The 25,899-nt window shown below is 70.2% G+C and carries 28 protein-coding genes; 8 read left to right on the forward strand and 20 right to left on the reverse strand.

Going from position 1 to position 25,899, the window contains the following annotated elements; all coding sequences use genetic code 11:
* Positions 1–5: 5 nt before the first annotated feature.
* The 3 genes from QE374_RS03105 to QE374_RS03115 are packed head-to-tail and all read right to left on the reverse strand — an operon-like array spanning position 6 to position 3,023.
* Positions 6–1,343 (reverse strand): class II 3-deoxy-7-phosphoheptulonate synthase, encoded by a 1,338-nt coding sequence (locus tag QE374_RS03105; protein WP_137416717.1) that lies wholly within the window; start codon positions 1,341–1,343, stop codon positions 6–8.
* A gap of 4 nt (positions 1,344–1,347) precedes the next feature.
* Positions 1,348–2,070 carry a lysophospholipid acyltransferase family protein gene (locus tag QE374_RS03110; RefSeq protein ID WP_309732088.1) on the reverse strand — a complete coding sequence of 241 codons (723 nt, stop codon included), beginning with the start codon at positions 2,068–2,070 and terminating at the stop codon, positions 1,348–1,350.
* A gap of 2 nt (positions 2,071–2,072) precedes the next feature.
* On the reverse strand, positions 2,073–3,023 hold the full coding sequence (locus QE374_RS03115) for an ROK family glucokinase (protein WP_309732091.1): 951 nt from the start codon (positions 3,021–3,023) through the stop codon (positions 2,073–2,075).
* 171 nt (positions 3,024–3,194) lie between these two features.
* Here QE374_RS03115 and QE374_RS03120 point away from each other — a divergent pair, with 171 nt between their 5' ends.
* Positions 3,195–5,030: an AMP-dependent synthetase/ligase gene (locus QE374_RS03120; protein WP_309732093.1), complete on the forward strand. Its 1,836-nt coding sequence runs from the start codon at positions 3,195–3,197 to the stop codon at positions 5,028–5,030.
* Positions 5,031–5,086: 56 nt separating this feature from the next.
* On the opposite strand, the gene def is transcribed toward QE374_RS03120, so the two are convergent.
* Genes def through QE374_RS03135 form a run of 3 tightly spaced genes read right to left on the reverse strand, consistent with a single transcriptional unit; the run spans position 5,087 to position 10,489 of the window.
* Positions 5,087–5,578, reverse strand: coding sequence for a peptide deformylase (gene def / locus QE374_RS03125; protein WP_309732095.1), 492 nt, complete (start codon positions 5,576–5,578; stop codon positions 5,087–5,089).
* Positions 5,575–7,032, reverse strand: coding sequence for an AAA family ATPase (locus tag QE374_RS03130; protein ID WP_309732097.1), 1,458 nt, complete (start codon positions 7,030–7,032; stop codon positions 5,575–5,577). The genes def and QE374_RS03130 overlap by 4 nt, the downstream gene beginning before the upstream one ends.
* Positions 7,033–7,081: 49 nt before the next feature.
* Complete coding sequence (locus tag QE374_RS03135; protein ID WP_309732099.1) at positions 7,082–10,489, reverse strand: pyruvate carboxylase; 3,408 nt, start codon at positions 10,487–10,489, stop codon at positions 7,082–7,084.
* Between the two features lie 106 nt (positions 10,490–10,595).
* On the opposite strand from QE374_RS03135, the gene QE374_RS03140 reads away from it, so the two are divergent.
* On the forward strand, positions 10,596–11,408 hold the full coding sequence (locus tag QE374_RS03140) for a ParA family protein (RefSeq protein WP_309732100.1): 813 nt from the start codon (positions 10,596–10,598) through the stop codon (positions 11,406–11,408).
* A gap of 96 nt (positions 11,409–11,504) precedes the next feature.
* On the opposite strand, the gene QE374_RS03145 is transcribed toward QE374_RS03140, so the two are convergent.
* The 3 genes from QE374_RS03145 to QE374_RS03155 all read right to left on the reverse strand — a co-directional run bounded on the left by QE374_RS03145 (position 11,505) and on the right by QE374_RS03155 (position 13,328).
* Positions 11,505–12,050: a MerR family transcriptional regulator gene (locus QE374_RS03145; protein ID WP_309732102.1), complete on the reverse strand. Its 546-nt coding sequence runs from the start codon at positions 12,048–12,050 to the stop codon at positions 11,505–11,507.
* Between the two features lie 97 nt (positions 12,051–12,147).
* Positions 12,148–12,840, reverse strand: coding sequence for a MerR family transcriptional regulator (locus QE374_RS03150; RefSeq protein ID WP_307318736.1), 693 nt, complete (start codon positions 12,838–12,840; stop codon positions 12,148–12,150).
* Positions 12,840–13,328 carry an FHA domain-containing protein gene (locus QE374_RS03155; protein WP_137416707.1) on the reverse strand — a complete coding sequence of 163 codons (489 nt, stop codon included), beginning with the start codon at positions 13,326–13,328 and terminating at the stop codon, positions 12,840–12,842. Before QE374_RS03155 ends, QE374_RS03150 begins: the two co-directional genes overlap by 1 nt.
* Before the next feature lie 148 nt (positions 13,329–13,476).
* Between QE374_RS03155 and QE374_RS03160 the strand changes: the two genes are divergently transcribed.
* Together QE374_RS03160 and lpdA are read left to right on the forward strand one after the other, a co-directional pair.
* Complete coding sequence (locus tag QE374_RS03160; protein ID WP_309732106.1) at positions 13,477–14,142, forward strand: copper resistance protein CopC; 666 nt, start codon at positions 13,477–13,479, stop codon at positions 14,140–14,142.
* Between the two features lie 9 nt (positions 14,143–14,151).
* A complete protein-coding gene (gene lpdA / locus QE374_RS03165; protein WP_309732107.1) occupies positions 14,152–15,552 on the forward strand; it encodes a dihydrolipoyl dehydrogenase in 1,401 nt (466 codons plus the stop codon).
* A gap of 60 nt (positions 15,553–15,612) precedes the next feature.
* On the opposite strand, the gene QE374_RS03170 is transcribed toward lpdA, so the two are convergent.
* Both QE374_RS03170 and QE374_RS03175 read right to left on the reverse strand, forming a co-directional pair.
* Positions 15,613–16,239 (reverse strand): CYTH domain-containing protein, encoded by a 627-nt coding sequence (locus QE374_RS03170; RefSeq protein ID WP_309732109.1) that lies wholly within the window; start codon positions 16,237–16,239, stop codon positions 15,613–15,615.
* Positions 16,236–16,454, reverse strand: a complete 219-nt coding sequence (locus QE374_RS03175; protein WP_137416704.1) for a response regulator — start codon at positions 16,452–16,454, stop codon at positions 16,236–16,238. Before QE374_RS03175 ends, QE374_RS03170 begins: the two co-directional genes overlap by 4 nt.
* A gap of 66 nt (positions 16,455–16,520) precedes the next feature.
* On the opposite strand from QE374_RS03175, the gene QE374_RS03180 reads away from it, so the two are divergent.
* On the forward strand, positions 16,521–17,252 hold the full coding sequence (locus QE374_RS03180; RefSeq protein WP_309732111.1) for a glutamine amidotransferase: 732 nt from the start codon (positions 16,521–16,523) through the stop codon (positions 17,250–17,252).
* On the opposite strand, the gene QE374_RS03185 is transcribed toward QE374_RS03180, so the two are convergent.
* From QE374_RS03185 to QE374_RS03215, 7 genes are all read right to left on the reverse strand, one after another.
* A complete protein-coding gene (locus tag QE374_RS03185) occupies positions 17,240–18,289 on the reverse strand; it encodes a YihY/virulence factor BrkB family protein (RefSeq protein WP_309732112.1) in 1,050 nt (349 codons plus the stop codon). The genes QE374_RS03180 and QE374_RS03185 overlap by 13 nt on opposite strands.
* 61 nt (positions 18,290–18,350) lie before the next feature.
* The gene (locus QE374_RS03190) at positions 18,351–18,830 is read right to left on the reverse strand and encodes an A24 family peptidase (protein ID WP_309732113.1); all 480 of its coding nucleotides are present in this window, start codon (positions 18,828–18,830) and stop codon (positions 18,351–18,353) included.
* A 1-nt stretch (position 18,831) separates the two neighbouring features.
* A complete protein-coding gene (locus QE374_RS03195) occupies positions 18,832–19,131 on the reverse strand; it encodes a DUF1905 domain-containing protein (RefSeq protein WP_309732115.1) in 300 nt (99 codons plus the stop codon).
* The gene (locus tag QE374_RS03200) at positions 19,131–19,916 is read right to left on the reverse strand and encodes a glycosyltransferase family A protein (RefSeq protein WP_309732117.1); all 786 of its coding nucleotides are present in this window, start codon (positions 19,914–19,916) and stop codon (positions 19,131–19,133) included. Before QE374_RS03200 ends, QE374_RS03195 begins: the two co-directional genes overlap by 1 nt.
* 5 nt (positions 19,917–19,921) lie before the next feature.
* The gene (locus QE374_RS03205) at positions 19,922–20,326 is read right to left on the reverse strand and encodes a DUF2809 domain-containing protein (protein WP_309732119.1); all 405 of its coding nucleotides are present in this window, start codon (positions 20,324–20,326) and stop codon (positions 19,922–19,924) included.
* A complete protein-coding gene (locus tag QE374_RS03210) occupies positions 20,323–21,315 on the reverse strand; it encodes an aldo/keto reductase (protein WP_309732121.1) in 993 nt (330 codons plus the stop codon). The genes QE374_RS03205 and QE374_RS03210 overlap by 4 nt, the downstream gene beginning before the upstream one ends.
* Before the next feature lie 10 nt (positions 21,316–21,325).
* Positions 21,326–22,351, reverse strand: coding sequence for an FUSC family protein (locus QE374_RS03215; RefSeq protein ID WP_309732123.1), 1,026 nt, complete (start codon positions 22,349–22,351; stop codon positions 21,326–21,328).
* An 81-nt stretch (positions 22,352–22,432) separates the two neighbouring features.
* On the opposite strand from QE374_RS03215, the gene QE374_RS03220 reads away from it, so the two are divergent.
* Positions 22,433–22,894 (forward strand): hypothetical protein, encoded by a 462-nt coding sequence (locus tag QE374_RS03220; RefSeq protein WP_309732125.1) that lies wholly within the window; start codon positions 22,433–22,435, stop codon positions 22,892–22,894.
* Between the two features lie 121 nt (positions 22,895–23,015).
* Here QE374_RS03220 and QE374_RS03225 read toward each other — a convergent pair whose 3' ends face one another.
* Both QE374_RS03225 and ribA read right to left on the reverse strand, forming a co-directional pair.
* The gene (locus QE374_RS03225) at positions 23,016–23,444 is read right to left on the reverse strand and encodes a MarR family transcriptional regulator (RefSeq protein ID WP_309732129.1); all 429 of its coding nucleotides are present in this window, start codon (positions 23,442–23,444) and stop codon (positions 23,016–23,018) included.
* 59 nt (positions 23,445–23,503) lie between these two features.
* Entirely contained in the window at positions 23,504–24,175 is a 672-nt protein-coding gene (ribA, locus tag QE374_RS03230; protein ID WP_309732131.1) for a GTP cyclohydrolase II, read from the reverse strand.
* 82 nt (positions 24,176–24,257) lie between these two features.
* Here ribA and QE374_RS03235 point away from each other — a divergent pair, with 82 nt between their 5' ends.
* Together QE374_RS03235 and gnd are read left to right on the forward strand one after the other, a co-directional pair.
* The gene (locus QE374_RS03235) at positions 24,258–24,692 is read left to right on the forward strand and encodes a class Ib ribonucleoside-diphosphate reductase assembly flavoprotein NrdI (protein ID WP_309732133.1); all 435 of its coding nucleotides are present in this window, start codon (positions 24,258–24,260) and stop codon (positions 24,690–24,692) included.
* A gap of 104 nt (positions 24,693–24,796) precedes the next feature.
* Positions 24,797–25,858, forward strand: a complete 1,062-nt coding sequence (gene gnd / locus QE374_RS03240) for a phosphogluconate dehydrogenase (NAD(+)-dependent, decarboxylating) (protein ID WP_309732135.1) — start codon at positions 24,797–24,799, stop codon at positions 25,856–25,858.
* Positions 25,859–25,899: the final 41 nt, after the last annotated feature.

The raw sequence follows: 25,899 nt of genomic DNA on the forward strand, positions 1-25,899 counted from the left end.
CGGGCTCAGCGCTTCTCGAGCTCCTCCGCCACGAGGAAGGCGAGCTCCAGACTCTGCATGTGGTTCAGGCGCGGATCGCACAGGCTCTCGTAGCGGGTCGCAAGGGTGGCCTCATCGATCATCTCCGAGCCTCCCAGGCACTCGGTCACGTCGTCGCCCGTGAGCTCGACGTGGATGCCGCCCGGGTGGGTGCCCGTGGCACGGTGCGCTTCGAAGAATCCGCGCACCTCGTCGACGACGTCGTCGAAGCGCCGCGTCTTGTAACCGGTGGGCGTCGTGATGCCGTTGCCGTGCATGGGGTCGGTGACCCACAGCGGTGTCGCACCCGCATCCTTCACGGCCTCCAGCAGCGGCGGCAGCGCGTCACGGATCTTGCCCGCGCCCATCCGCGTGATGAACGTGAGGCGGCCGGGCTCCCGCTCGGGGTCGAGCTTGTCGATGAGCGCCAGCGCGGTCTCGGGCGTCGTCGAAGGACCGAGCTTCACGCCGATGGGGTTGCGGATCTTGGAGAAGTAGTCGACGTGAGCACCGTCGAGATCGCGCGTGCGCTCCCCGATCCACAGGAAGTGAGCCGATGTGTTGTAGGGCGTGCCCGTGCGGGAGTCGATGCGGGTCAGCGGCCGCTCGTAGTCCATGAGCAGACCCTCGTGGCCGGTGTAGAACTCGACGTGGCGCAGCTCGTCGAAGTCGGCTCCCGCCGCCTCCATGAACTTGATGGCGCGATCGATCTCCGCCGCCAGGCCCTCGTAGCGCTGATTGGCGGGGTTCTCGGCGAAGCCGCGGTTCCAGCTGTGGACCTCGCGGAGATCGGCGAAGCCGCCCTGTGTGAACGCTCGGATGAGGTTCAGCGTCGACGCGGCCGTGTGGTAGGCCTTCTCGAGCCGGCGGGGGTCGGCGGTGCGCGAACCCTCCGTGAAGTCGTAGCCGTTCACGATGTCGCCGCGGTACGCCGGCAGCGTCACGTCGCCGCGCGTCTCGGTGTCGCTCGAGCGCGGCTTGGCGAACTGCCCTGCCATGCGCCCCATCTTCACGACCGGCATCGACGCGCCGTAGGTCAGCACCACCGCCATCTGCAGCAGCGTCTTGATCCGGTTGCGGATCTGCTCGGCCGTGGCACCGGCGAACGTCTCGGCGCAGTCACCGCCCTGCAGCAGGAATGCCCGCCCGGAGGCGGCGGTCGCGAGGCGATCGCGAAGGCGGTCGACCTCGCCCGCGAAGACGAGAGGCGGAAGGGTGGCGAGTTCGGCCGAGACGGCCGCGACAGCGTCGGCGTCGGGCCAGGAGGGCTGCTGCTTGATCGGCAGTGAGCGCCAGTGATCGAGCGGGTCCAAGCTGTGGGGCATTCGCTCAGTCTAGCGACGCCGCGGGCGTGTCGAGCCCGCGTGACGAGGACGTCGCCAGGCGGTCTTTGACCGTGGATGCGTAGACGTCGTCGTAACGCTGCGCGCCCAGGCGTTGCAGGGCGACCATGATCTCGTCGGTGACCGACCGGAGGACGTAGCGGTCGCCCTCCATCCCCGCGAACCGCGAGAAATCCAGCGGCTCGCCGATCACGATGCCGACGCGACCGATGCGCGGCAGGCGCCGGCCGATGGGCATCACGGTGTCGGTGTCCACCATCACGACCGGGATGACGGGGACGCGGGCCTCCAGCGCCATGCGCGCGATGCCCGTGCGCCCGCGGTACAGGCGTCCGTCGGGGCTGCGCGTCCCCTCCGGGTAGATGCCCAGCAGGTCACCCCTGCCGAGCACCTGCAGACCCGTGTTGAGCGAGCCCTCCGAGGCCTTGCCGCCCGAGCGATCGATGGGGATCTGCCCCGTCGCCTTGAAGAACACTCGCGTCGCCCAGCCCTTGATGCCGCGGCCGGTGAAGTAGTCGCTCTTCGCGAGAAAGGTCATCGGCCGGTCGATCATCAGCGGCAGGAAGATCGAGTCGGCGAAGGACAGGTGGTTGCTGGCGAGGATGGCCGCGCCGTTTGCGGGGATGTTGCGCCGGCCCACGATCCACGGACGGAAGATCGCCTTCACGATCGGTCCGATCACGATGTACTTCATCAGCCAGTAGAACATTGTCAGCCCCCTGCGACCGCCCGACGTCGTGCCAGATCCGCGACACCGATGACACCGGCGTCGTTCGTGAGACGGGCCACCTGGAAATCGGCGACCGGACGATAACCATACGCGGGCATGGCGGCGGCGAAAGCCTCACGCATCGGCTCCAGCAGCACGTCGCCGAGCTGGGACACTCCCCCGCCGATGACGAAGCGCTCCGGGTCGAGGATGGCGGCGAGCCCGCCGCACGCCGTGCCGACGGCCACCGCGATGCGGCGCAGCGCTTCGAGCGCGCCGGGATCGCCCTGCTGGACGAGTCGGGAGATGGCGGATCCGGTGAGCCCGCCCTCCTCACGCGAGGCCGCCGCCAGGCGCGCACCGATGCCGAACTCCGCGTCGACGGCGATCTCACGCGCCTCGAGCTGGAGAGCGCGACCCGATCCGTACACCTCGAGGCAGCCGCGCTGACCGCATCCGCACGTGCGCCCCTCGGGAACCAGGCGCATGTGACCGAGCTCCGCGGCCACGCCGTGACCGCCGGAGAGCAGATTGCCGTCGACCACGACAGCGCCGCCCACCCCGGTGCCGAGCGTCAGCATCACGACATCGCGCAGATCCTCGCCGGCACCGAAGCGGTACTCCGCCCAGCCTGCCGCGTTCGCATCGTTCTCGATGTGCACGCGCGCGCCGGTGCGCTGCTCGATCCGCTCGCGCAGGGGTTCGTCGCGCCAGGCGATGTTGGGAGCGAAGTACACGGTCGAACGCTCCCGGTCGATGAAACCGGCAGCCGCGACGCCGGCCACGATCTGCTCGCCCGCCGACAGCTCCGTGATCATCTGCGACACGGCGACCTCGATGCCCGTCACGTCCGTGGGGGTCGCGACACGCGCCCTGCGCACGATCACGCCGCGCTCGTCGACCACGCCACCGGCGATCTTCGTTCCGCCGATGTCGATTCCCACTGCGAACACTGTCGTCCCTTCGTCCGGTAAGGCCTCCAGAAGCTTAGTCGGCGCAGCGCAGATCGCCTTCCGCAGGGCCGGAACAAGTCGTCGCGACGATCGCGACGGTGGGACTCAGTTCCACGCATGCGTAGACTTGCGTCTCATAGCAACCCGTCCGGTACCGAAGGAGCTGCCGACATGAGCGCAACAGTGTTCGAAGTGCCCGCGATCGTCCCCGCCGACCCGCACGCCAATGTGAGCGACCTGCTCGTGGAGCGCGTGCGCGCGACTCCCGACCGCCCGCTGTTCGCCGTCCCCGACGGAGACGGTTGGCGCGACATCACGGCACGGGAGTTCGAGCGCCAGGTCGTCTCGCTCGCGAAGGGCTTCGTCTCGGCGGGCGTGGCGCCCGGCGACAAGGTGGGCTTCCTCGCCCGCACGACCTACGACTGGACCCTGGTCGACTTCGCGCTGTTCTACGCGGGGGCCGTCATGGTGCCGATCTACGAGACGAGCTCGCCGAGCCAGATCGAATGGATCCTCTCCGACTCCGGCGCGGTGGCCTGCCTCGTCGAGACGGCCGAGCACGCGGCCCGCCTTGCCGAGGTGCGCGACAAGCTCCCCCTCGTGCGCTCCTCGTGGCAGATGTTCGCCGGCGACCTGGACACGATGATCACGGCCGGCTCCGCCGTGCCCGACGAAGAGATCGAGCGCCGGCGCGCTCTCGCCGAATCCGCCGACATCGCCACGCTCATCTACACGTCGGGATCGACCGGCCGGCCCAAGGGATGCGTGCTGACGCACGGCAACTTCGTCGAGCTCGCGCGCAACTCCGCAACGTCGTTGAAGGAGGTCGTCAACACCCCCGGCGCCTCCACCGTCCTGTTCATCACGACGGCGCACGTGTTCGCGCGCTTCATCTCGATCCTCAACATCCACGCGGGCGTGAAGACGGGCCACCAGCCCGACACGAAGCAGCTGCTGCCCGCGCTCGGCTCCTTCAAGCCGACCTTCCTACTCGCCGTCCCGCGCGTTTTCGAGAAGGTCTACAACTCGGCGGAGCAGAAGGCGGAGGCCGGAGGCAAGGGCAAGATCTTCCGCTCGGCCGCACAGGTCGCGATCGATCACTCCGCCTACCTGCAGGACGGGCGGCGCATCCCCCTCGGCATGAAGATCAAGTTCGCGCTGTTCGACAAGCTGGTCTACAGCAAGCTCCGCGACGCCATGGGAGGCCAGGTGCGCTACGCCGTGTCCGGTTCCGCGCCCCTCGGTCCGCGCCTCGGCCACTTCTTCCACAGCCTCGGCGTGCACATCCTCGAGGGTTACGGCCTGACCGAGACAACCGCGCCCGCCACCGTGAATCTCGCCACACGGTCCAAGATCGGCACCGTCGGCCCCGCGATCCCCGGCGTCGGCATCCGACTCGCGGAGGACGGTGAGATCCAGGTCCGCGGCGTGAACGTGTTCAAGGAGTACTGGCAGAACCCGGAGGCGACCGCTGCGGCGTTCGACGGCGACTGGTTCAAGACCGGAGACCTCGGCTCGCTCGATGAAGACGGCTACCTGACGATCACCGGCCGTAAGAAGGAGATCATCGTCACCGCCGGCGGCAAGAACGTCGCACCCGCCGCCCTCGAGGACCCGATCCGGGCCAATCCGATCATCGGACAGGTCGTCGTCGTGGGCGATCAGAAGCCGTTCATCTCGGCCCTGGTCACCCTGGACCCCGAGATGCTGCCGACCTGGCTGGAGAACAACGGCCGTCCGAAGGATCTGACCCTCGCCCAGGCGGCGCACGACCCCGCCGTCCGCGCCGAGGTGCAGCAGGCCATCGACAAGGCGAACGCCGGCGTCTCCCGCGCGGAGTCGATCCGCAAGTTCGTGATCCTGCCCACGGAGTGGACGGAGGCCAGCGGCCACCTCACGCCGAAGCTGTCGATCAAGCGCAACGTGATCCTCGCGGACTTCGCCGACGACGTCGAGCAGCTGTACCGGGCGCCCGAGGAGACGACGCAGAACGTTCCGCTCCCCTGAACGAGACAGAAGGGGGCCCGCATCCGATGTCGGATGCGGGCCCCCTTCTTCGTGGCTCAGAACCAGTCGCTCTCGCGAACCTCGCGCAAGGCCACCCGCCGGCGCTCCTTGTCCAGCCGGTCGAGGTACAGCATCCCGTCGAGGTGGTCCGTCTCATGCTGCAGCGCCTGCGCCATGAGACCGTCGCCCTCCAGCACGAGCTCGTTGCCGTCGAGATCGATCCCGGCGACCTTCGCGTGCGGATACCGCCGGACGTCGTGCCAGAGACCCGGCACCGACAGGCATCCCTCGCCCGTCAGCTGCGGCTCCCCCGAGACCTCGACCAGCACCGGGTTCAGGATGTAACCGATCTCTCCGTCGACGTTGTAGCTGAACGCGCGCAGGCCCACACCGATCTGCGGCGCGGCCACCCCGGCTCGGCCCGGCAGCTCGACGGTCTCGACCAGATCGCGCACGAGCGCCTGCACGCCCTCATCGATGTCGACGATCTCACTGGCGCGGCTCTTGAGCACGGGGTCCCCGAAGAGCCGGATGGCGCGCACCGTCATGACGCGGCCGCCACGCGCAGTCCCTCGACCGCGACGGCGGCGAGCTGGCGCGCCGCGGCACGTGTCGCAGGCTGAAGATCACGGAAGGAGATCGCGCTCCCCGTGGCGATGCGCGCGTCGTAGGGCACGCGCACGACCTGCCGCACCCGCGAGCGGAAGTGCTCCTCCAGCTCGTCCAGGCGCACCAGCGGCGCACCCGGGCGCGACGCGTTCAGTACGACGACCGCGGAGCGCGCCAATGCCGTGTAGCCGTTCGTCTCCAGCCACGTGAGCGTCTCGGAGGCCAGCCTGGCCTCGTCGACGCTGAGTCCGGAGACGATGACGAGTGCATCGGCGGCTTCCAGCGTCGCATCCATCACCGAGTGCACGATGCCGGTGCCGGTGTCGGTCAACACGATCGAGTAGTAATGCGCGGCCAGAGCGGCGACCTCGCGATAGTCCGCGTCGTCGAACGCCTCGGACACGTGTGGATCGGTGTCGGAGGCGAGCACGTCCAGGCGCGTGTCGTCGCGGGCGACGATCGCCGAGATCTCGTTGAAGCCGTGGATCGGTGCCGCCTGGCTGGCGAGATCGCGCACGGTCTTGCCGCTCGGGCGACCCACGCGCTCGGCGAGCGTGCCGCGGTCGGGGTTCGCATCCAGCGCGATGACCCGGTCGTCGCGGGCATCCGCGAGCGCCATCCCGAGCAGCGCGGTCACCGTCGTCTTGCCCACGCCGCCCTTGCGAGAAAGGACCGCCACGAAGCGTGCGCCGCCGTCGAGGGGCGCGGCGATCCGCTCATCGAGCGCACGCCGCTCGCGGGAGCGGCGGCTGTCGCCCAGGCGCACGCGGCCGCCGCTGAGGGTGTAGACCAGGTTCGGCCACGCCCCCTCGGGCTCGCGCCTGGGTAGCCGGTCGGTCTCCAGCAGCCGGTCGGCCGTCAGCAGGTCAGCGCTCTCGCGCTTGGACTCCTCCTGGTCGACCCGGCGCGCAGCAAGGGTGACGGGAGCGGGCGTGGCATCAACGGGTGCGACGGGTGTCGGCTCGGATCGCGTCGGGACCGCGGGCGTCGAGGGCGTCGACGGCGCCACGGGCTCGTTCGTCGCGACGGGAACACGCACCCGCGTGGTCGGGGTCGACGTCACGGGCTCGGGCGCGCGCACGACCGCAGCGGGGGCTTCCTCCGTCGCGGGAGGCTCGATCTCCGCGTCGTGGACGTCAAGGTCGGAGGTGCGCACGGGCGCGAACTCGCCCGTGTCCTCCAGGGTTGCGATGACGACGGGCTCGGCCACGGGGACCGTCTCGTCGGCGACGACGTCGTCGTCGAGTCCGTCATCGTCATCGGCGACCGGCAGGGTCACCGCGACCTGCGCGGTCTGGGTTCCGAGAATGTCGATGCCGGCAGCGTCGACGCGGACCGGTTGGTCCAGGATGTCGTCGTCGTGGCCGGTCATCTGATCGTCACGATCAGGCATGGCTTAGGTACTCCCAACGGGTCGCCGGAGAGCCGGCGCCCACCTCAGGCTAATGCGCGCCTTTGACCACGACCAAAAGGTCGCCCGCGTCGACTTGCTGGGTCGACCCGATCGCGAGCCTCTCGACGACGCCCTCGATGGGGCTCGTGATGGCCGCCTCCATCTTCATGGCCTCGATCGACGCGACCGCCTCACCCGCCCGCACCCGCGCCCCCGGAGCCACCTTGAGCGTGACCACGCCGGAGAACGGCGCGGCGATCTGACCGGCCTTGGAGGTGTCGGCCTTCTCCGCGGGCGCAGCCTCGACCACGATGGAACGATCCCGCACGAAGACCGGTCGCAGCTGACCGTTGAGCGTCGTCATGACGGTGCGCATGCCCTTGTCATCGGGTTCGCCGATGGCCTCGAGGCCGACCCACAGCTGCACGCCCCGTTCGATCTCCACGACGTGCTCACCGCCGGGGGTCAGCCCATACAGGTAGTCCGCCGTGTCGAGCACAGCCAGATCGCCGTAGGTGTCGCGCGCCTCGTGGAAGGTGCGGGTGGGGCCGGGGAACAGCAGCCGGTTGAGGGTCGTGCGCCGTGCCGTGCCGGGCTCGACCAGCGCCGCCGCATCCGTCTCGTCGAGGGCGCCCGCGGTGTCGGCGACCGTGCGGCCGGCGAGCACTTTCGTGCGGAACGGCTCGGGCCATCCGCCCGGCAGATCGCCCAGCTGACCCGCCATGAACGACACCACCGAGTCGGGGATGTCGTAGTTCTGCGGGTTCTCCGCGAAGTCGGCGGGGTCGGCGCGGACCGCGGCCAGGTGCAGAGCGAGGTCGCCGACCACCTTCGATGACGGCGTCACCTTCGGGACGCGCCCCAGGATGTCGTTTGCCGCCGCGTACATGTCCTCGATCAGCTCGAAGTCCTCTGCGAGGCCGAGGGCGATGGCCTGCTGACGCAGATTCGAGAGCTGACCGCCGGGGATCTCGTGCCGATACACACGCCCCGTGGGGCCGGGCAGTCCGGATTCGAACGGGTGGTAGAGGTGGCGCACCGCCTCCCAGTAGGGCTCGAGATCGGCGACCGCGCCGAGCGGGATGCCGGTGTCGCGCTCGGTGTGGGCGAGGGCGGCGACCAGAGCCGAGAGCGACGGCTGGCTGGTGGTTCCCGACATCGGCGCGGCGGCGGCGTCCACCGCATCGGCCCCTGCCGCACTGACGGCCAGAAGCGTCGCCAGCTGGCCGCCCGCCGTGTCATGGGTGTGCACGTGGACGGGGACGTCGAAGCGCTCGCGGAGTGCGCTGACCAGACGCGCCCCGGCGGCGGGGCGCAGCAGGCCCGCCATGTCCTTGATGCCGATGACGTGCGCTCCGGCGGCGACCATCTCGTCCGCCAGGCGCAGGTAGTAGTCGAGCGTGTAGAGGTCCTCGTCCGGATCGAGCATGTCGCCCGTGTAGCAGAGCGCCGCCTCGGCGACCGCGGTGCCGGTGGCGAGGACGGCGTCGATCGCCGGACGCATCTGCGCCACGTCGTTGAGGGCGTCGAAGATGCGGAAGATGTCGACCCCGGATGCAGCTGCCTCCGCGACGAAGGCGTCGGTCACCGCCGTCGGATACGGCGTGTAGCCGACGGTGTTGCGCCCGCGCAGCAGCATCTGGATCGCGATGTTGGGCAGGCCCTGCCGCAGCGCATCGAGGCGCTCCCACGGGTCCTCGCCGAGGAAGCGCAGCGCGACGTCGTAGGTGGCGCCGCCCCAGGCTTCCACGGAGAGCAGCTGCGGGGTCGACCGGGCGACATAGGGAGCGACGGTGGCGAGATCCTTGGTGCGCACCCGCGTGGCCAGCAGCGACTGGTGCGCGTCGCGGAAGGTCGTGTCGGTGACCGCGAGCCGCGTCTGAGCGCGCAGGTCGGCGGCGAAGCGTGCCGGCCCCAGCTCCTGCAGGCGCTGGCGGGACCCGGCCGGCGCGGGGGCGCGCAGGTCGAGGTGCGGGAGCTTCGCCGTCGGCGACGCCGTCACCGGCCTCGTCCCGTGCGGCTGATTGACCGTGACGTCGACGAGCCAGTTCAGGATCTTCGAGCCGCGGTCCTTCGATTCCCGTCCGCGCAGCAGTTCCGGGCGCTCGTCGATGAAGGACGTGCTGATATCCCCGGCGGCGAACGCCGGGTCGTCCAGCACCGCCTGCAGGAAGGGGATGTTGGTGGAGACGCCGCGGATGCGGAACTCCGCCAGCGCGCGGCGCGCCCTGGCCACGGCCGCCGGGAAGTCGCGACCGCGGCACGTCAGCTTGGCCAGCATCGAGTCGAAATGCGGACTGATCTGCGAGCCCGCCGCCGTGGTGCCACCGTCCAGCCGGATGCCGGCGCCGCCCGGCGAGCGGTACGTCGTGATCTTGCCCGTGTCGGGCCGGAACCCCTGCGTCGGGTCCTCGGTCGTCAACCGGCACTGCAGAGCCGCGCCGCGCAGCGGGATCTCGGGCTGCGTGAGGCCCAGCTCGGTCAGCGTGGCTCCCGCGGCGATCCGCATCTGCGCCTGCACGAGGTCGACGTCCGTGACCTCCTCGGTCACGGTGTGCTCCACCTGGATGCGGGGGTTCATCTCGATGAAGACGACCTCGCCCGCGCGAGGGCCGGTCGTCTCGAGGAGGAACTCCACGGTGCCGGCGTTCTCGTAGCCGATCGATCGGGCGAAGGCGACGGCGTAGCGGTGCAGGTCGGCGCGCACGCCGTCGTCGAGGTTGGGCGCCGGCGCGATCTCGATCACCTTCTGGTGGCGGCGTTGCACGGAGCAGTCCCGCTCGTAGAGATGGACGGTCTCCCCCGTACCGTCGGCGAGCACCTGCACTTCGATGTGCCGTGGGCGCTGGACGGCCTGCTCGAGGAACATCCGCGGGTCGCCGAACGCGCTCTGCGCCTCCCGCATCGCCTCGGCAAGTGCGGGGCCGAGCTCGCCGGCGGTCTCGACGCGCCGCATGCCGCGCCCGCCGCCGCCGGCGACGGCCTTCGCGAACAGCGGGAATCCGATCTCCTCGGCCGCCGCGAGAAGCGCGTCGACGTCGTCTGACGCCTCGCTCGATCGGAGCACCGGCACCCCCGCATCCCGCGCGTGCTGCTTGGCGGTCACCTTGTTGCCCGCCATCGCGAGCACGCGAGCCGGCGGACCGATGAAGGCGATCCCTTCCTCGGCCGCGCGCGCGGCGAGCTCCGGGTTCTCGGAGAGGAAGCCGTAGCCGGGGTAGATGGCGTCCGCACCGGACTCGACGGCCACGCGGATGATCTCCTCGACGTCGAGGTACGCCCGCACCGGGGCGCCCTTGGTGCCGATCTGGTAGGCCTCGTCCGCCTTCAGCCGGTGCAGGGAGAACCTGTCCTCGTAGGGATAGATGGCGACCGTGCGGGCCCCGACTTCGAACGCCGCGCGAAAGGCGCGGATCGCGATCTCGCCGCGGTTGGCGACCAGGATCTTTCGGAACATGGGGACCTCGCATCCGTCGTGAGGCGGGGGTGTCCGGCGGCCGGGGGCGCCGCCTCACACATCGTTGAGTGTGCTCACAGCCTAGGGGACGGTAACGTAGGGAAGCGTGCACGTCCTTTCCGTCAGTTCCCTCAAAGGCGGCGTCGGCAAGACGACCGTGACACTCGGTCTCGCCTCGGCGGCCTTCGCGCGCGGCGTGCGGACCCTCGTCGTGGACCTCGACCCACAATCCGATGTCTCCACGGGCATGGACATCCAGGTCGCCGGCCGCCTCAACGTGGCCGACGTCCTCGCCAACCCCAAGGACAAGGTCGTCAAGCAGGCGATCACCTCCAGCGGCTGGACGAAGGTGCACCCGGGCACGATCGACGTCATGATCGGCAGCCCTTCCGCCATCAACTTCGACGGACCGCATCCCAGCGTGCGCGACGTGTGGAAGCTCGAGGAGGCCCTCGCCACGGTCGAGGCCGACTACGACCTCGTCCTCATCGACTGCGCGCCTTCCTTGAACGCGCTCACGCGCACCGCCTGGGCGGCGAGCGACCGCGTCGTCGTGATCACGGAGCCGGGTCTGTTCTCGGTCGCCGCCGCCGACCGCGCCCTCCGCGCGATCGAGGAGATCCGCCGCGGTCTGTCCCCGCGACTCCAGCCCCTGGGCATCGTCGTGAACCGCGTTCGGCCCCAGTCGATCGAGCACCAGTTCCGCATCAAGGAGCTACGCGACATGTTCGGTCCGCTCGTGCTCTCGCCCCAGCTGCCCGAGCGCACGTCGCTGCAGCAGGCGCAGGGTGCGGCGAAGCCCCTGCACATCTGGCCCGGAGATTCCGCTCAGGAGCTCGCGGCCGACTTCGACGCACTGCTGGACCGGATCATGCGCACGGGGCGTATCGCGACTCCCGAGGACACGCCCGCGCAGTGACCGTCGTGTGAGCGCCGTCGACCGAGGGGTCGGCGGCGCTTCTTGCGTGTCGCGCCGGGACCAGCGCCGCTGCGCGCGGGCGGAGTCAGACGGACGTCAGGCCGAGCGGCGTGTCCGGCGAGCTGCGAGCTCGTCGGAGGGGTCCGGCACCTGCGGATCGAACGAGACGAGCGTGGACTCGACCTCGCGCAGGACCTTGCCGACCGCGATCCCGAAGACGCCCTGGCCGCGGCTGACGAGGTCGATGACCTCGTCGTTCGAGGTGCAGAGGTACACCGACGCCCCGTCGCTCATGAGGGTGGTGCCGGTGAGGTCGCGGATGCCCGCCACGCGCAACTGCTCGACCGCGGTGCGGATCTGCTGCAGCGAGATGCCGGTGTCGAGGAGTCGCTTGACGAGCTTGAGCACCAGGATGTCGCGGAAGCCGTACAGGCGCTGCGATCCTGACCCCGACGCACCGCGGACCGTGGGCTCGACGAGCTCGGTGCGTGCCCAGTAGTCGAGCTGGCGGTAGGTGATGCCTGCCGCGCGCGCGGCGACGGCGCCGCGATATCCGACCTCGTCGTCCATCTGGGGCAGACCGTCGGTGAAGAGGAGGTCGGCAGCGAGGGGGATCTCGCCGAGCGGTTCGCCAGCGGTCATGCGGGCGCCTCCTTCATGTGTCGGGTTACCTCCACGCTAGAGGAGGCCTCCCCGTCCGGCAATGACATCCGCCTCGAAGCTTCGGCGTGTCGCACCATCATCCGTCGAGCCGTTCGAGCGAGGCGCGCACGAGCGCCTCGCGAACGTCGGCGATGCGCCTGGCGAGCTCCGGAGCCGTCTCCGCGGCACGGCCACGCGAGGCCGCGTCCGTGCGGCGGCGCAGCGGCGCGAGCGCCGACTCCACGAGCGAGACGTCACGATCGGCGCTCTGTTTCACCGCGCGCAGGTGTCGCGGTTCGATGCCGTGACGGTCGAGTGCGACGAGCGCACGCAGCATCGCGAGCGCCTGCTCGTCGTAGGTCTCGCCGCCGACGATGAGTCCCGTGCTCAGCGCGTCGTTGAGCAGCTGGGTCCCGGCCCCCGCCGTCCGCAACAGCTCGTCACGGCGGTATCGCCGGGCGGCAGGGACGATCGATCGCGGCACGCCGCCCGCGGGAGAGGCGGGGTCGCGCCCCGCATCCAGGTCGTCGAGGTACTCGCGGATGACCACGAGAGGCAGGTAGTGGTCGCGCTGCAGGGTGAGCGCCAGGCGCAACCGCTCGAGGTCCTTCGGCGTGAACTTGCGATAGCCGGTCTCGGTGCGTCGCGGTGTGACGATGCCCTGCACCTCGAGGAAGCGCAGCTTCGAGGAGGTCAGCGCCGGGAACTCGGGGGTCAGCCGCGCAAGCACCTGCCCGATGCTGAGCAGGCCCGTGGCCTCACTGCGGCCGCGGGCGGAGACCGCCGCCATCAGCCTTCGACTGCCGGAAGGTCGGCGGGCGAGACGAAGAAGTTGAGGCGGAACTTGCCGATGCGCACCTCGGCGCCGTTGCTGAGCGTGTCGCGATCGACGCGCTCGCCGTTGACGTAGGTGCCGTTGAGCGACCGCTGGTCGACGATCTCGAAGGCACGTCCGACGCGGGTGATCTCGGCGTGACGGCGCGAGACGGTGACGTCATCGAAGAAGATGTCGGCGTCCGGATGCCGGCCGACGGTCGTGACGTCGGTGTCGAGCAGGTAGCGGGCTCCCGCCGTCGGACCGGAACGCACGATGAACAGAGCGGCACCCGAGGGAAGCGCCTCGATCGCCTCGAGCTCGGGTTCGCTCAGCTCGCTGCCGAACGGCACGAACGACAGGTCCGAGTCGTGCCCGAAGGTCTGCGTGGTGTCGTGCGCCGGAACGGCTCGGTCGCTTTCGCGACGGATGCTGTCCGGGCGGGGCCTGTACTGCTCGTCCACGTCGTCCTCCTCCCACCCAGCCTAACCGATCGGACCCTCTGCCCGACATCGCCGAGAGAAGCGGATTCTGCGCGCGGCATGCATCGGCCGCATCGTGCGTCCCGCCACGCACAGCCGGTCGAAAGCACGCGGCGTTAGGCTCGTCGCCGTGACTTCCCAGACCTCTCGCCGCCGTCCCGTGCGCGCACTCGTCGCCGCCCTCGCCACGCTTCTGATCGCTTCCGGCGGCGTGCTGTTGGGCACAGCGCCCGCGTTCGCCCACGACGAGCTCGTCTCCTCGGACCCCGCGTCGGGCTCCACGGTCGACGCGCTGCCCGCCGCACTCACCCTCACTTTCAGCGGGGACCTGCTCTCCGACGCGTCCACCACCGTCGTCCAGGTCACGGATGCCGCCGGCACGTCTTTGGCAGACGGGTCACCGACCGTCAGCGCCAACGTCGTCACCCAGCCGCTGACCGGTTCGGCCAGCGGCGACGTCTCCGTCGCGTGGCGTGTCGTCTCCAGCGACGGTCATCCGATCGCCGGCGAGTTCGCGTTCACCTCGAACGAGGCCCCGACGGCGACCCCGACCCCGACCGAGACCGCCGCCGCGACGCCGGAGACCACCGCCACGCCCGAGCCCGAGATGACCGCCCTCACCACGCCGGCCCCCACCTCCGACCAGTCCGCGCCGATCTGGCCCTGGGTCGTGGGAGCCGTCGTCGTGCTCATCGCGATCGGCCTCGTGGTGTGGCTTCTGGGTGCCAGGGCACGCCAGCAGAAGCAGGCCGCGAGCGAGCGGACGGCAGGCCGTTCGAACTCCTCCGAGCGATAGGCTTGACCCATGCCTCATTACGACGTCGTCATCCTCGGCGCGGGCCCCGGCGGGTACGTCGCGGCCGTGCGCAGCGCACAGCTCGGCCTCTCCACCGCCGTCATCGAAGAGAAGTACTGGGGTGGTGTGTGCCTCAACGTCGGCTGCATCCCCTCCAAGGCGCTTCTCAAGAACGCGGAGCTCGCCCACACCTTCGCCCACAAGGCCAAGCTGTTCGGCATCACCGGCGAGGTGAACTTCGACTACGGCGTGGCGTTCGACCGCAGCCGTGACGTGGCGGAGGGCCGCGTCAAGGGCATCCACTACCTGATGAAGAAGAACAAGGTCACCGAGTACGACGGCCGCGGGACCTTCGTCGACGACCACTCCATCGACGTCGCGAAGAGCGACGGCTCGACCGAGCGCGTCACCTTCGACAACGTCATCATCGCCACGGGCTCGACGGTGCGTCTGCTTCCTGGTGTGACCCTCAGCGAGAACGTCGTGACCTACGAGGAGCAGATCCTCTCCCGCGAGCTCCCGTCCTCGATCGTCATCGTCGGTGCCGGCGCGATCGGCATGGAGTTCGCGTACGTCATGTCGAACTACGGCGTGAAGGTCACGATCATCGAGTTCCTCGACCGCGCGCTTCCCAACGAGGACGCCGACGTGTCGAAGGAGATCCAGAAGCAGTACCGCAACTACGGCATCGACATCCTGACCTCCACCAAGGTCGAGTCGGTCGTCGACTCCGGCGACAAGGTCACCGTGACCTACACCGACAACAAGAGCGGTGCGCAGAGCTCGATCGAGTCCGACAAGGTGCTCATGTCGATCGGCTTCGCCCCGCGCGTCGAGGGCTTCGGCCTCGAGAAGACCGGGGTCGCCCTCACCGACCGCGGTGCCATCGCGATCGACGACTACATGCGCACGAACGTGCCGCACGTCTACGCCATCGGCGACGTCACCGCCAAGCTGCAGCTCGCCCACGTCGCCGAGGCGCAGGGTGTCGTCGCGGCCGAGACGATCGGCAAGGCGGAGACCATGGCGCTCGGCGACTACCGGATGATGCCCCGCGCGACGTTCTGCTCGCCGCAGGTCGCCTCCTTCGGCCTCACCGAGGCGCAGGCGCGCGAGACCGGTCGCGAGATCAAGGTCGCGACCTTCCCGTTCATGGCCAACGGCAAGGCGCACGGACTCGGTGAGCCCGTCGGCTTCGTCAAGCTGATCGCCGATGCGGAGCACCTCGAACTGCTCGGCGGCCACATGATCGGACCGGACGTGTCGGAGCTGCTGCCCGAGCTGACGCTGGCCCAGAAGTGGGACCTCACCGCACTCGAGCTGGCGCGCAACGTGCACACGCACCCGACGCTGTCCGAGGCGCTGCAGGAGGCCTTCCACGGCCTCGCGGGCCACATGATCAACTTCTGATCCTCACATCGAACGCAGAAGGCGCCCTCCGCGAGGAGGGCGCCTTCTGCGTTCGATGATTCAGCGCCCGAGGGCGCGCCCGAGCTTGGAATCGGATGCGGACACCGTGCCGCCCGCGGCGGTGACGAGCGCGTCGGCGGCGGCGAAGAACGTCGCCCGCCAGGCGGGATCGGCAGGAGCAGCCGGCCCGAGCTCCACCTCCCATTCCCGCCACGCCCTCTCGGCGCCCGTCGCGGCCTCGCTCGCGCGCACGCGATCGTCCACGACCTCCGCGACGACACCGCCGTCGGCGTCGCGAAGCAGGTACGCCGTGCGACTGTTGCGGATGCGGGCGATCTGCACGAAGGGGCCGGAGGCCCAGTTCGCGACCGCATCCGCGACCGCATCCGGCACGACCAGCTGGTCGTCCGCGATCGGCCAGCCCCATTCATGGCGCCCTTCGGGCGCGCTCGACTTCACGTGCCAGCCCGCATCGTGACCGCCTGTGCGGCGGCGGATGGCCACCTTCGCACGCGCGAGGTCGAGCGCCGGCGTATCGAAGTACCTGGCGTCGAGGTCACGCTGCTGCGCGGCGTCGACGCTCGCCACATCGGGCAGGGTCGACCAGTCGGGCAGCGGCGTGTCCGCCCCGGCGTCGTAGGTGCGCTCGATCTCGACCGAGCGGGTCGGCTCCTGGGGTGCGCTCACTCGTTGCGGTCTTCTTCGTCGGGATTGACCGGTTCGGTCGTCTCGACGAAGGCGAAGACCTCCTGCTGCGGCCCGTCGGCGTCTGCGTCGGCCGCCTGGCGCTGGTAGACCAGCTGCCCTTCGCCGTAGGGAACGATGAGCGCGTCGTCGACGCCTTCTTCCAGAGGGATGACCTGCCCGTCGAGGGGGCCTCCGGTCAGTCGTGCGATAGCCATGGCGCCCAGCCTAGACCTCGCGAAGACGCCGCCCACCCGCCGCGCACGGTGGCCTAGAATCCCGACGTGAGACCCTTCGTCCTGCTGGCGACGCGGGCCGAGGACGGTCCCGCCGACGAGGAGTACGCGCTCATGCTCCGGCACTCCGGCCTCACCCCCGCCCAACTTCGACGGGTGCGCCTCGAGGCGGAGCCGATGCCTCGCCTCGACCTCGACGAGCTCTCGGGCATCATCGTCGGCGGCGGGCCCTTCAATGCCTCGGACCCGCCGGAGCGGAAGTCGTCGGTGCAGCTGCGGGTGGAACGCGAGATGTCGTCCCTCCTCGATGATGTCGTCGCCCGCGATGTGCCGTTCCTGGGCGCCTGCTACGGTGTCGGGACCCTCGGGGCGCATCAGGGCGCGACGATCGATCGCACGTACTCCGAGCCGATCTCCGTCGTTCCCGTCTCCCTCACCGCTGCGGGCCGCGCCGATCCCCTCTTCGCGGGGATGCCCGACACTTTCGGGGCGTTCGTCGGCCATAAGGAGGCTGTGCGCCACCTCCCCGAGCATGTGACGCTGCTGGCCGCCTCGCCCACGTGTCCGGTGCAGGCTTTCCGCGTCGGATCCAACGTCTACGCGACGCAGTTCCATCCGGAACTCGATGTCGCGGGCATCTCGACGCGTATCCGCGCCTACGCCGGCTACGGCTACTTCGCCGACGGCGAGCTCGACGCCACCCTCGCCGCCGTGCGGCGAGCCCCTGTCACGCACCCGTCGCGCATGCTGAGGACCTTCGCCGAGCGCTACGCGCGCTGAGCCTTCTCGAGGACCTTGTCCTGCTCCGCCTGGACGGCGGCCTGGGCGCGCTGAAGTTCGTCGGCCGCGATACGCACCGCATCCTCGGCTCGCTGACGTCGGCGCTCGGCGAAGGTGGACGCTCCGAAACGCTCCCGCATCCGGTCATCCGCCTCGCGTGTGATGGTGACGATGACCGAGGCGGAGATCAACATCACCTGCGCGGACAGATTCACCCACAGCAGCAAGGCGACGATCGACGCGAACGATGCCAGCAGGGGGTTCGAGCTCGCTCCGCCGACGAACAGCCCCGACAGCTCCTGCAGCACGGTCAGGCCGGCACCGCCCACGGCCGCGCCCGACAGCAGGGCGCGACGCGGCGCCTTGACCCCCGACATCGTCCAGAACATCAGCAGGACCACGAGCGCATCGAGCACGAAGACGACCAGCACTCCGACGGTGCGGGTGCCGAGCTGCGCGGCGGTGGAGTCCTCCGCGACCCCGAGCCACGACAGCACCGTCGTCACCGACAGCGACCCGACGAAGGTGGCAGCGGCCGACAGCACGAGCAGGAGGGCGATCGCGACGGCGAGCCCGAGGTTGCGCAGGAGCACCCAGAGGAAGAACACGTCCTCGCCCGAGGTGTCGGCGATCGTGCGCACGGCCATCCGCAGGGATCCGATCGCACCGATCGAGGCTCCGACCAGACCGACGAGCGAGATCACGCCCGCGATCGTGAGACCGGCGGGCGCATCGATCTCCGACAGATCGATCAGTCCGTCCCCGTCGGTTCCGACGAGTCCCGGAACCGCGGAGTTCACCGCATCCGCGAGGGAGCTCAGGGCGGCGGGGTTGCCCGCCAGCCACATCGCTGCGAGGGAGAAGCCGAGCAGCACGGCGGCGAAGATGCTGAACAACGCGCGATAGGTGACGCTGTCGGCGAGCTGCGCACCGCGGCGCTCGCTGTAGCGCAGGAAGGCGCGGACCAGAGTCCTGCGCAACGCCCAGGCTGTCGCACGGGCCAGGAGCGGCTGCGGGGAGGCGGAAGTGCTGCTCATCGCGCCAGGCTAGCGTCCGCGCAGCTCAGCGCCGCTCGGTTGACAGGGGTCGCGCGCGTGCTTAGGCCAGGGCGATGAGGCCGATGACGGTCCAGGCGCCGAGCAGCATCCACGGGCCGAAGGGGATGCGGGTGCGGCGGCTGCCTCGGCGCGAGAGCAGCAGCCCGACGCTGAAGAGGCCTCCGAGCAGAAACCCGGCGAACAGTCCCAGCAGCAGCGCATCCCATCCGAGATACCCGAGCGCGATTCCGAGCAGGCCCGCGAGCTTCACATCGCCGCCGCCCATCCCGCGAGGCTGCACGAGGCGCAGCAGGAGATAGAAGACGAAGGCGATCGCGCCGCCCGCGACCGCCTGCAGGAACGGGACCATGTCTGCGCGCCCGATGGAGGCGAGAGCCAGAGCCGCGAGGAGGAACGGATACGCCGGAAGCACGAGCGCGTTCGGAAGCCGGTGCGTGCGCACATCGATCACCGCGAGCACGACGCTCAGGATCGCGAGAGTGCCATAGGCGACCAGGAGTGCGAGCCCGGCGGGGTCCATCTCACGCGTCCAGGACCGTCAATTCGACCGTGATGTCGTCGCCCTCACCCGCGGCGGCGGCTCGGCGCACTGCGCGCTTGACCGGCAGGTGATAGGTGCCGCTGGTCGCATCCGGAAAGATCGACGTACGCCAGGACACACCGGAGACCTCGACCGCAACCCTCACCGCCCCGAACCCGCTCGGCGGACGCGGCACCTCGCGGATCATCTCGCTCGCGTCGAGCGGCAGCGCGACGAAGAACCACTCGGCGTCGCGGCGCGCCTCCCACCGGAACAGCGGCGCCCGGAACGTGAAGTGCATCAGCCCAGCGTAGGACCCGAGCCTCTCGCATCGGCGCCTTTCCCCAGGCGTCGCGAGCGCACCGGCGGGCGGACCGCCGCGCGGAACCGACCGCGCGGCCAGCTCGCGGTGAAGGTGGTGAGCACCTTCCCCAGCCGCTCCGCCAGCCCACCGAGACGCACGAGAGGACGCGACGAGACGGGCATGCGCAGCTGCCGATCCCAGCGCACGCCGTCGGAGCGGCGGAGGTGGATCGTCAGGTCCAGGTCGTCGTGAACGCGCGGATCGTCGCGGCGGACCTGATCGCGCACGCGCGCCCAGAGCTCGGCGCGCATCGCGAAGTTGGAACCGAACACCAGGGGGATGCCGAGCCAGAGGTTGACCCAGAAGCGCCCCCCGCCGATGTACCAGTGCTCGCCGAGGTAGTGCACGAGACGAGTGGACCCGTAGAACTCGGCGCCGCCCGTGAGCACACCCAGCTCCGCGTCGGCAGCGAAGGCGCGGTCGATGCGCAGCAGCCAGTCCGGATGGGGGCGCGAGTCCGCATCCAGCCGCGCGATCACGTCGGCATCGCTAGAGGCGGCGTCGTAGCCTGCGGCGGCGGCCGGCCAGATCCCGACGACGCTCTCCACGATGACCTCGACGCCCGCGGCGCGCGCGACCGCCGCAGAGTCGTCGCTGCTCGCGTTGTCGACGACGATGATCCGGTCTGCCCGTCGCTGCTGTCGGGCGAGCGCGTCCAGACACGCCACGAGCATCTCGGCGTCGTCGCGGCACGGAATGACCACAGCGATCCGCGTCCCCATACCCGTCATGCTCCGCGCTCGGCCGGCGGCCGACCGACAGCCGCGCCGAAGAATCGGTCGACCGTGGCCACGGCGAGCACCGTCACCGTGTAGACGACGAGATCGCGGGCGTCGAACACGGTGCCGAGCACGAGCATGATCGGCCAGAAACCGTCACCCCACGCGACAGGCAGACCGGTGAGCTGGAACAGCTCGATCGCCGAGCACCACACCCAGGCGACGAGCGCCGGCACCCAGGCGGCACGGCGCGGGACGATCACGACGGCGAGCAGGTAGACCAGCAGCGCGTACAACGCGTCTCCTGCGATGTCGCTCGCCGCGCCGTCCGGTGCGAACCGGTGCACGCCGAGCCCGACCATGATCGTGACCACGGCGGCGACCGCCGCGACGACGCGCCGGCGGACGATCACCAGTGCGGGTGGATGTCGGCGCGCAGACGCCGGTCGTAGACGTCGCGGACGACGGCGTCGAAGGCATCCAGGTCGAATCCGCCGTTGAGGAGCGTCGCCGCGCGTGCATTGGACTGCGCCTGCGCGGGCGTGCGCGCGCCGGGGATGACGCTCGTGACTCCGGGCAGCGCCGCGATCCACGCGAGGACTGCCGCCGGCAGGGGGGCCGCCTCCCCCAGCGCCGCGGCGAGTTCCTGGGCGGCGGCGAGCCCGGTCTCGTAGTCGACGCCGGAGAACGTCTCACCCCGGTCGAACGCTTCGCCCTGGCGGTTGTAGCTGCGGTGGTCGTTCGCCGCGAATCGCGTCTGGCTCGTGTAGCGACCGCTGAGCAGACCGGATGCCAGGGGTACGCGCGCGAAGATCGCGACCCCTGCGTCGGCGGCCGCGGGCAGCACCTCGTCGAGCGGCTTCAGCCGGAAGGGGTTGAGGATGATCTGAACGTTCGTGACCCCGGGCCGCGAGATCGCGCTCAGCGCCTGGGCGCTCGTCTCCACGGAGACGCCGTAGGCCGCTATGGCGCCGTCGTCGACGAGTCGGTCGAGCTCGTCGTAGGTCGACGCATCGTCGATCACGCTGGAGGGCGGGCAGTGCAACTGCACCAGATCGAGCGTGTCGACGCCGAGATTGCGGCGGGAGCGGTCGGTCCAGGCGCGGAAGTTCTCGGGCGAGTAGTTCGCCTTCTCCTGCGGCAGACGCCGCCCCATCTTCGTCGCGACCGTGATCTCATGCTCGCCCCGCTCGCGGAGGAACCGGCCGATCAGCTGCTCGGAACGTCCGTCACCGTAGACATCGGCGGTGTCGAAGAGGGTGACACCGGCATCCGCCGCCGTGGCCAGCACGGCAAGCGCGTCGGCTTCATCGACCTCGCCCCAGTCTGCTCCCAGTTGCCACGTACCCAGTCCCAGTGCGGAGACGGACCTGCCGGTGTTGCCAAGCGGACGCTGCTGCATGCGGCCCAGCCTAGGCCCCCGCTCGGCGTCGGCGAGCCGTCGCGGAGACGACGGCGACGGCTGTTCCCACAGCCACGCCGAGCAACGTGTCCACCAGGCGGTCGCGCAGGAGCGGGCCCGGGTCGACGGGCACGGCGAGCTCGATCATCAGCAGGGCGAGCGGGGTGATGAACACCATCGCGAGTCCGTAGTTGCGTCCCACGAAGAGCTCCGCGCACACCTGGAGAGCGATCGCGACCGCGAGCACCGCCAGCGGCGGCAGCGGCGGCATGAGAAGCGCCGCCGCGAGGAGGATGCCGACGCAGGTACCGATCAACCGCTGGGAGCCGCGCACGATGCGGGCGGTCGTGCTCGCGCCCCCGAGCGCGGCCACGGCGGCGACCATCGCCCAGTACCAGTGGGTGCCCACCAGCGCGAGTCCGACGATTCCGGCCAGGAGCGAACCCACACCCACCGTCACCGCCATCTCGGCGGCGACGCTTCGCCGCTCGCGGGACTTCGGCTCAGAGCTCGCCGAAGGTCCTCGGCGCACGATCGCGATCAGCACCGTCAGCACGACGGCGAAGCCCGCACTCGCCGTTCCCACGAGCGCCCCCTCGGCGAGCGTATGCGCGGTCGCCGGGAGCGTGGCGCACGCCCCGGCGGCGAACACCGCGAACAGTGCGCCCGGCGGATGCCACCGGTACGCGTGCGCGAGCAGCGTGACTCCTGCGGCGAGCGCCGCCACGACGACCACCCGCACCGTCTCCGGCGCCGCGGTGACCGAGAGCGTCGTTCCGAGAAGCATCGCCGTCACCTGGACTCCGCCGGCGGCGAGCTGCATCAGCACGCGGTCGCGATATCCGTCGAGCCGGCCGTACAGGGATGCGAAGGCGCCGAAGCTCGCGTACACGCTGAGATCCAGCCGGCCGATCGCCCACAGGACCAGCAGAGGAACGGCCACGGAGACGGCGACGCGCAGGGCGACGCGATGCTCACCCTGGCGCGGTGCGACCGTCACGAACCGGGCGCCCGCCTCCCGCATCCGCTCACGCATCCCTCCAGGCTACGCCCGGGTCGCCGCATTTCCCGGCTCCCTCTGCCCCCTCGCCTGCGGGAACACCGATACGGTGCGGGTATGAGCCTGTCGGTGGCCGGAACCGTCGTCGCGGCACTCGTCCTGCTGCCGAACCTCCTCCTGCTGCGCCTGCCCGGCGCGCTCCCGGATCCGCCGCGTCAGCTCGCTCTCCGCGCGGCGACAGTGCTGGAGCGGCTCGGGCAGGTCGGCTGCCTCGCCGCCGCGCTTCTCGCTCCGGGCTCCGGCACGCGGACCTGGCCGTGGTCACTCCTCGTCGCTCTTCTGGTCTCGCTGTACGTCGGACGGTGGGTAGCGCTCGTGGCATGTGGTGCGCACAAGCGGGAGCTGTTCGCGCCGTGGGGTGCGATCCCGGTCCCCATGGCGGTCATCCCCGTACTGGCCTTCGCCGTGACGGCCGTGTGGCTCGACGCTCCCTGGCTCGCCGTGGCGAGCGGTGCGCTCGCGCTCGGGCACATCCCGGTCTCGCTCGCGGCCGCGAGATCGTGCCGGAACACTCCGTGAGCACCCTCGCGCCCGGTGCATACCCAGCGACGTCGTGCCCGACTCGGTCATCGGGGATGCGGCGAATGCGCCCCGGTACCTCGGGGGCCGTGACCTCCGGTGCCGAGGCGGCCCGGCGCGACTAGAGCGCGGCTTCGACCCCGGGCACGAGCTTCGCGGCGATCGCGGCGAGGGCGGTGCGCTCCGAATCGTCGAGCCGATCGAGAACCAACGAGCGGATCTGCTCGACGTGGGCGGGAGCCGCGTGACGCAGGATGCCCCAACCGGCGTCGGTCAGCCGGGCGGACTGGGTGCGACCGTCACCGCCGCACGTGGTGCGCTCGACCCAGCCGCGGCGTTCGAGGGCGTCGATGGCATGGCTGAGCCGCGACCGGCTGAGACCGGCGATGCGCGCCAGATCGGTCATCGTCGCCGGCTGCCCGACGCTCCCGGCGAGCGTCACGAGGATGGCGTAGTGCGCGTGGTTGATGCCGCCTTCGTCGCGCAGCCGGCGATCGAGTGCCTGCGGCAGGAGCTGCACGAGCCGGATCAGCGGGAGCCACGTCGCCATCTCGTCCTCCGTCAGAGCCCGGGTCGGACGCGCCGGATCGGATCGGGTCGCCGTCTCCATCACGCCGCGGGCAGGTCGATGGCGTGCGCAGTGTGATCGCGCTTGGCGGCCAGGTAGCGCGCGTTCGAAGCCGACAGGTGCACCGCCGTGCGCACGCGGTCCGTGACCTGGATCCCCAGGCTCTCGAGCTGGGCCGCCTTGTCGGGGTTGTTGCTGAGGAGCCGGATACGCTCCGCTCCGACGCTCCTCAGCATCTGCGCGGCGGCGGTGTAGTCGCGCTCGTCCTCACCCCGCCCGAGAGCCAGGTTCGCCTCGTAGGTGTCCAGTCCCGCATCCTGCAGGGCGTAGGCGTCGAGCTTGGCGTACAGACCGATGCCCCGCCCCTCCTGGCGGAGGTAGAGCAGGAAGCCGCCGTCGGAGGCGATCCGTTCGACCGCCTCGCGCAGCTGCGGACCGCAGTCGCACCGTTCGGAGCCGAACACGTCGCCGGTCAGGCACTCGCTGTGCGGACGCACGAGCGGTGCGTCACCGCCGGCCGCGCTGCGCGCGAGCGCGCCCCGCCAGTCGCCGAGTCCGAGAAGCAGGTGCTCCTTGCCGTCGACCAAGCCGTCGAACGTGAGCACGTCGGCGCCGGTCGCGTACCCGTCGGAGAAACGGAGCGGCACCTGCACCTGAACCCGGATCTCCGCCGGGGGAACCGGGACCGCGGAGATGTGTGAATTCTCAACCATGTGATGCTCAAGCCCGACGTCCGGCCGAGTATTCCCGGTGCCGGGAGAAAGCCGCATCCGAGTCCGGGACGACACTGGAGCCATGGCCCAGATCCCGGTCTACTACTACTCGTCGGTGTCGAACCTCACTCGCCGCTTCGCGGAGCAGGTGGCTGCGCGCGACGGCCGCAGCGTGAGAGACCTCGCCGATCCGGAGGTTCGACGCAGCGAGGCGCCGGGGCGTTGGGTTCTGCTGACCCCCTCCTACAAGGCGGGCAACGCGGACGAGGTGACCCTGCCCGCGCCCGTGCGCACCTTCCTGCGCTCCGCTGCCAACCGACGTCGCCTGGTCGGCATCATCGGATCGGGCAATCGGAACTTCGGCGCCTACTACCAGGCGGCGGCGCGGGAGCTCGCCGCGATCAGCGGGCGTCCCGTCCTCTTCGAGTTCGAACTGTCCGGGACCCCCGAAGACGTCACGCGCTGCGCCGAGATTCTGCGCGAGATCGACGAGGCACTCGATTCGGCGAACGACTGACGCGCATTCGACGCGCGATCGGCGCCCGCTGTGGTCTGCGTCCCTAGACTCTCGATAGGGCCGGCCGTCGCCGGCGCGCTCGCCGGAAGAGAACGAGGAACACCATGCAGCTCGCGATGATCGGACTGGGTCGAATGGGCGCGAACATCGTGCGACGACTCATGAAGGACGGCCACGACTGCGTCGTCTACGACGTCAACCAGGATGCGGTCGCCGGCCTCGAGTCCGAGGGTGCGACGGGTGCGGGTTCGCTCGCGGAACTCGCCTCCCAGCTGCAGACCCCGCGCACGGTGTGGCTCATGATCCCCGCGGGCCTCACGGGCGGCGTCGTCGACCAGCTCGCCGACGTGCTCGAGCCCGGTGACATCATCATCGACGGGGGCAACTCGAACTACCGCGACGACGTCCGCCGCGCCGCGGCCCTCAAGGACACCGGCATCCACTACGTCGACGTGGGCACGAGCGGCGGCGTGTTCGGCCTCGAGCGCGGCTACTGCCTCATGGTCGGCGGACCCGATGAGGCGTTCACGCACATCGAGCCGATCCTGAGGACGATCGCGCCCGGCGTGGGCGACGTCGAGCGCACCCCCGGGCGCTCCGGCGACCTCGCCCCGGAGGAGCGCGGCTACCTCCACTGCGGCCCCTCCGGCGCCGGCCACTTCGTGAAGATGGTGCACAACGGCATCGAGTACGGCATCATGGCCGCGCTCGCCGAAGGACTGAACATCCTCCACAACGCGGATGCGGGAACGCGCGAGGCCAGTCACTCCGCCGAGGTCGCGCCCCTGGAAGAACCCGAGTTCTACCAGTTCGACATCGACACCGCGAAGGTGTCGGAACTCTGGCGCCGCGGATCGGTGATCTCGTCGTGGCTGCTCGATCTGACCGCAGCGGCACTCGAGGCGAACCCGACGCTCGACGGCCTCGCCGGCCGGGTATCCGACTCGGGCGAGGGACGCTGGACGGTGAAGGCGGCCGTCGACACCGGAGTGCCTGCACCCGTGCTCGCCGCATCCCTCTTCGAGCGCTTCGCCTCGCGCGGCGAGGATCACTTCGCCAACCAGGTGCTCTCCGCGATGCGCCTGCAGTTCGGCGGCCACCAGGAGCTTCCCGCCGGTGATGTGCTGGAAGCCGGCGGACAGAAGGCCGACAGCTCGCAGGCCTGAGGGCTGCCCGTCGGTCGCCCGCTCGGTGGGGGCGACCGATG

Source organism: Microbacterium sp. SORGH_AS_0428, assembly GCF_031453615.1.
In the GTDB taxonomy this organism is placed as follows: domain Bacteria; phylum Actinomycetota; class Actinomycetes; order Actinomycetales; family Microbacteriaceae; genus Microbacterium.

Excerpts from the sequence above, each read along its gene's own strand:
- QE374_RS03225 (WP_309732129.1), bottom strand. The coding sequence starts at position 23,444 with ATGGCGACGTGGCTCCCGCTGATCCGGCTCGTGCAGCTCCTGCCGCAG.
- QE374_RS03175 (WP_137416704.1), bottom strand. The coding sequence starts at position 16,454 with ATGGCTATCGCACGACTGACCGGAGGCCCCCTCGACGGGCAGGTCATC.
- def (WP_309732095.1), bottom strand. The coding sequence starts at position 5,578 with ATGACGGTGCGCGCCATCCGGCTCTTCGGGGACCCCGTGCTCAAGAGC.
- lpdA (WP_309732107.1), top strand. The coding sequence starts at position 14,152 with ATGCCTCATTACGACGTCGTCATCCTCGGCGCGGGCCCCGGCGGGTAC.
- QE374_RS03185 (WP_309732112.1), bottom strand. The coding sequence starts at position 18,289 with ATGAGCAGCACTTCCGCCTCCCCGCAGCCGCTCCTGGCCCGTGCGACA.
- QE374_RS03210 (WP_309732121.1), bottom strand. The coding sequence starts at position 21,315 with ATGCAGCAGCGTCCGCTTGGCAACACCGGCAGGTCCGTCTCCGCACTG.
- QE374_RS03145 (WP_309732102.1), bottom strand. The coding sequence starts at position 12,050 with ATGACCGCTGGCGAACCGCTCGGCGAGATCCCCCTCGCTGCCGACCTC.
- QE374_RS03150 (WP_307318736.1), bottom strand. The coding sequence starts at position 12,840 with ATGGCGGCGGTCTCCGCCCGCGGCCGCAGTGAGGCCACGGGCCTGCTC.
- QE374_RS03190 (WP_309732113.1), bottom strand. The coding sequence starts at position 18,830 with ATGGACCCCGCCGGGCTCGCACTCCTGGTCGCCTATGGCACTCTCGCG.
- QE374_RS03130 (WP_309732097.1), bottom strand. The coding sequence starts at position 7,032 with ATGCCTGATCGTGACGATCAGATGACCGGCCACGACGACGACATCCTG.
- gnd (WP_309732135.1), top strand. The coding sequence starts at position 24,797 with ATGCAGCTCGCGATGATCGGACTGGGTCGAATGGGCGCGAACATCGTG.
- QE374_RS03235 (WP_309732133.1), top strand. The coding sequence starts at position 24,258 with ATGGCCCAGATCCCGGTCTACTACTACTCGTCGGTGTCGAACCTCACT.
- ribA (WP_309732131.1), bottom strand. The coding sequence starts at position 24,175 with ATGGTTGAGAATTCACACATCTCCGCGGTCCCGGTTCCCCCGGCGGAG.
- QE374_RS03135 (WP_309732099.1), bottom strand. The coding sequence starts at position 10,489 with ATGTTCCGAAAGATCCTGGTCGCCAACCGCGGCGAGATCGCGATCCGC.
- QE374_RS03105 (WP_137416717.1), bottom strand. The coding sequence starts at position 1,343 with ATGCCCCACAGCTTGGACCCGCTCGATCACTGGCGCTCACTGCCGATC.
- QE374_RS03220 (WP_309732125.1), top strand. The coding sequence starts at position 22,433 with ATGAGCCTGTCGGTGGCCGGAACCGTCGTCGCGGCACTCGTCCTGCTG.
- QE374_RS03110 (WP_309732088.1), bottom strand. The coding sequence starts at position 2,070 with ATGTTCTACTGGCTGATGAAGTACATCGTGATCGGACCGATCGTGAAG.
- QE374_RS03120 (WP_309732093.1), top strand. The coding sequence starts at position 3,195 with ATGAGCGCAACAGTGTTCGAAGTGCCCGCGATCGTCCCCGCCGACCCG.
- QE374_RS03200 (WP_309732117.1), bottom strand. The coding sequence starts at position 19,916 with ATGGGGACGCGGATCGCTGTGGTCATTCCGTGCCGCGACGACGCCGAG.
- QE374_RS03195 (WP_309732115.1), bottom strand. The coding sequence starts at position 19,131 with ATGCACTTCACGTTCCGGGCGCCGCTGTTCCGGTGGGAGGCGCGCCGC.
- QE374_RS03215 (WP_309732123.1), bottom strand. The coding sequence starts at position 22,351 with ATGCGTGAGCGGATGCGGGAGGCGGGCGCCCGGTTCGTGACGGTCGCA.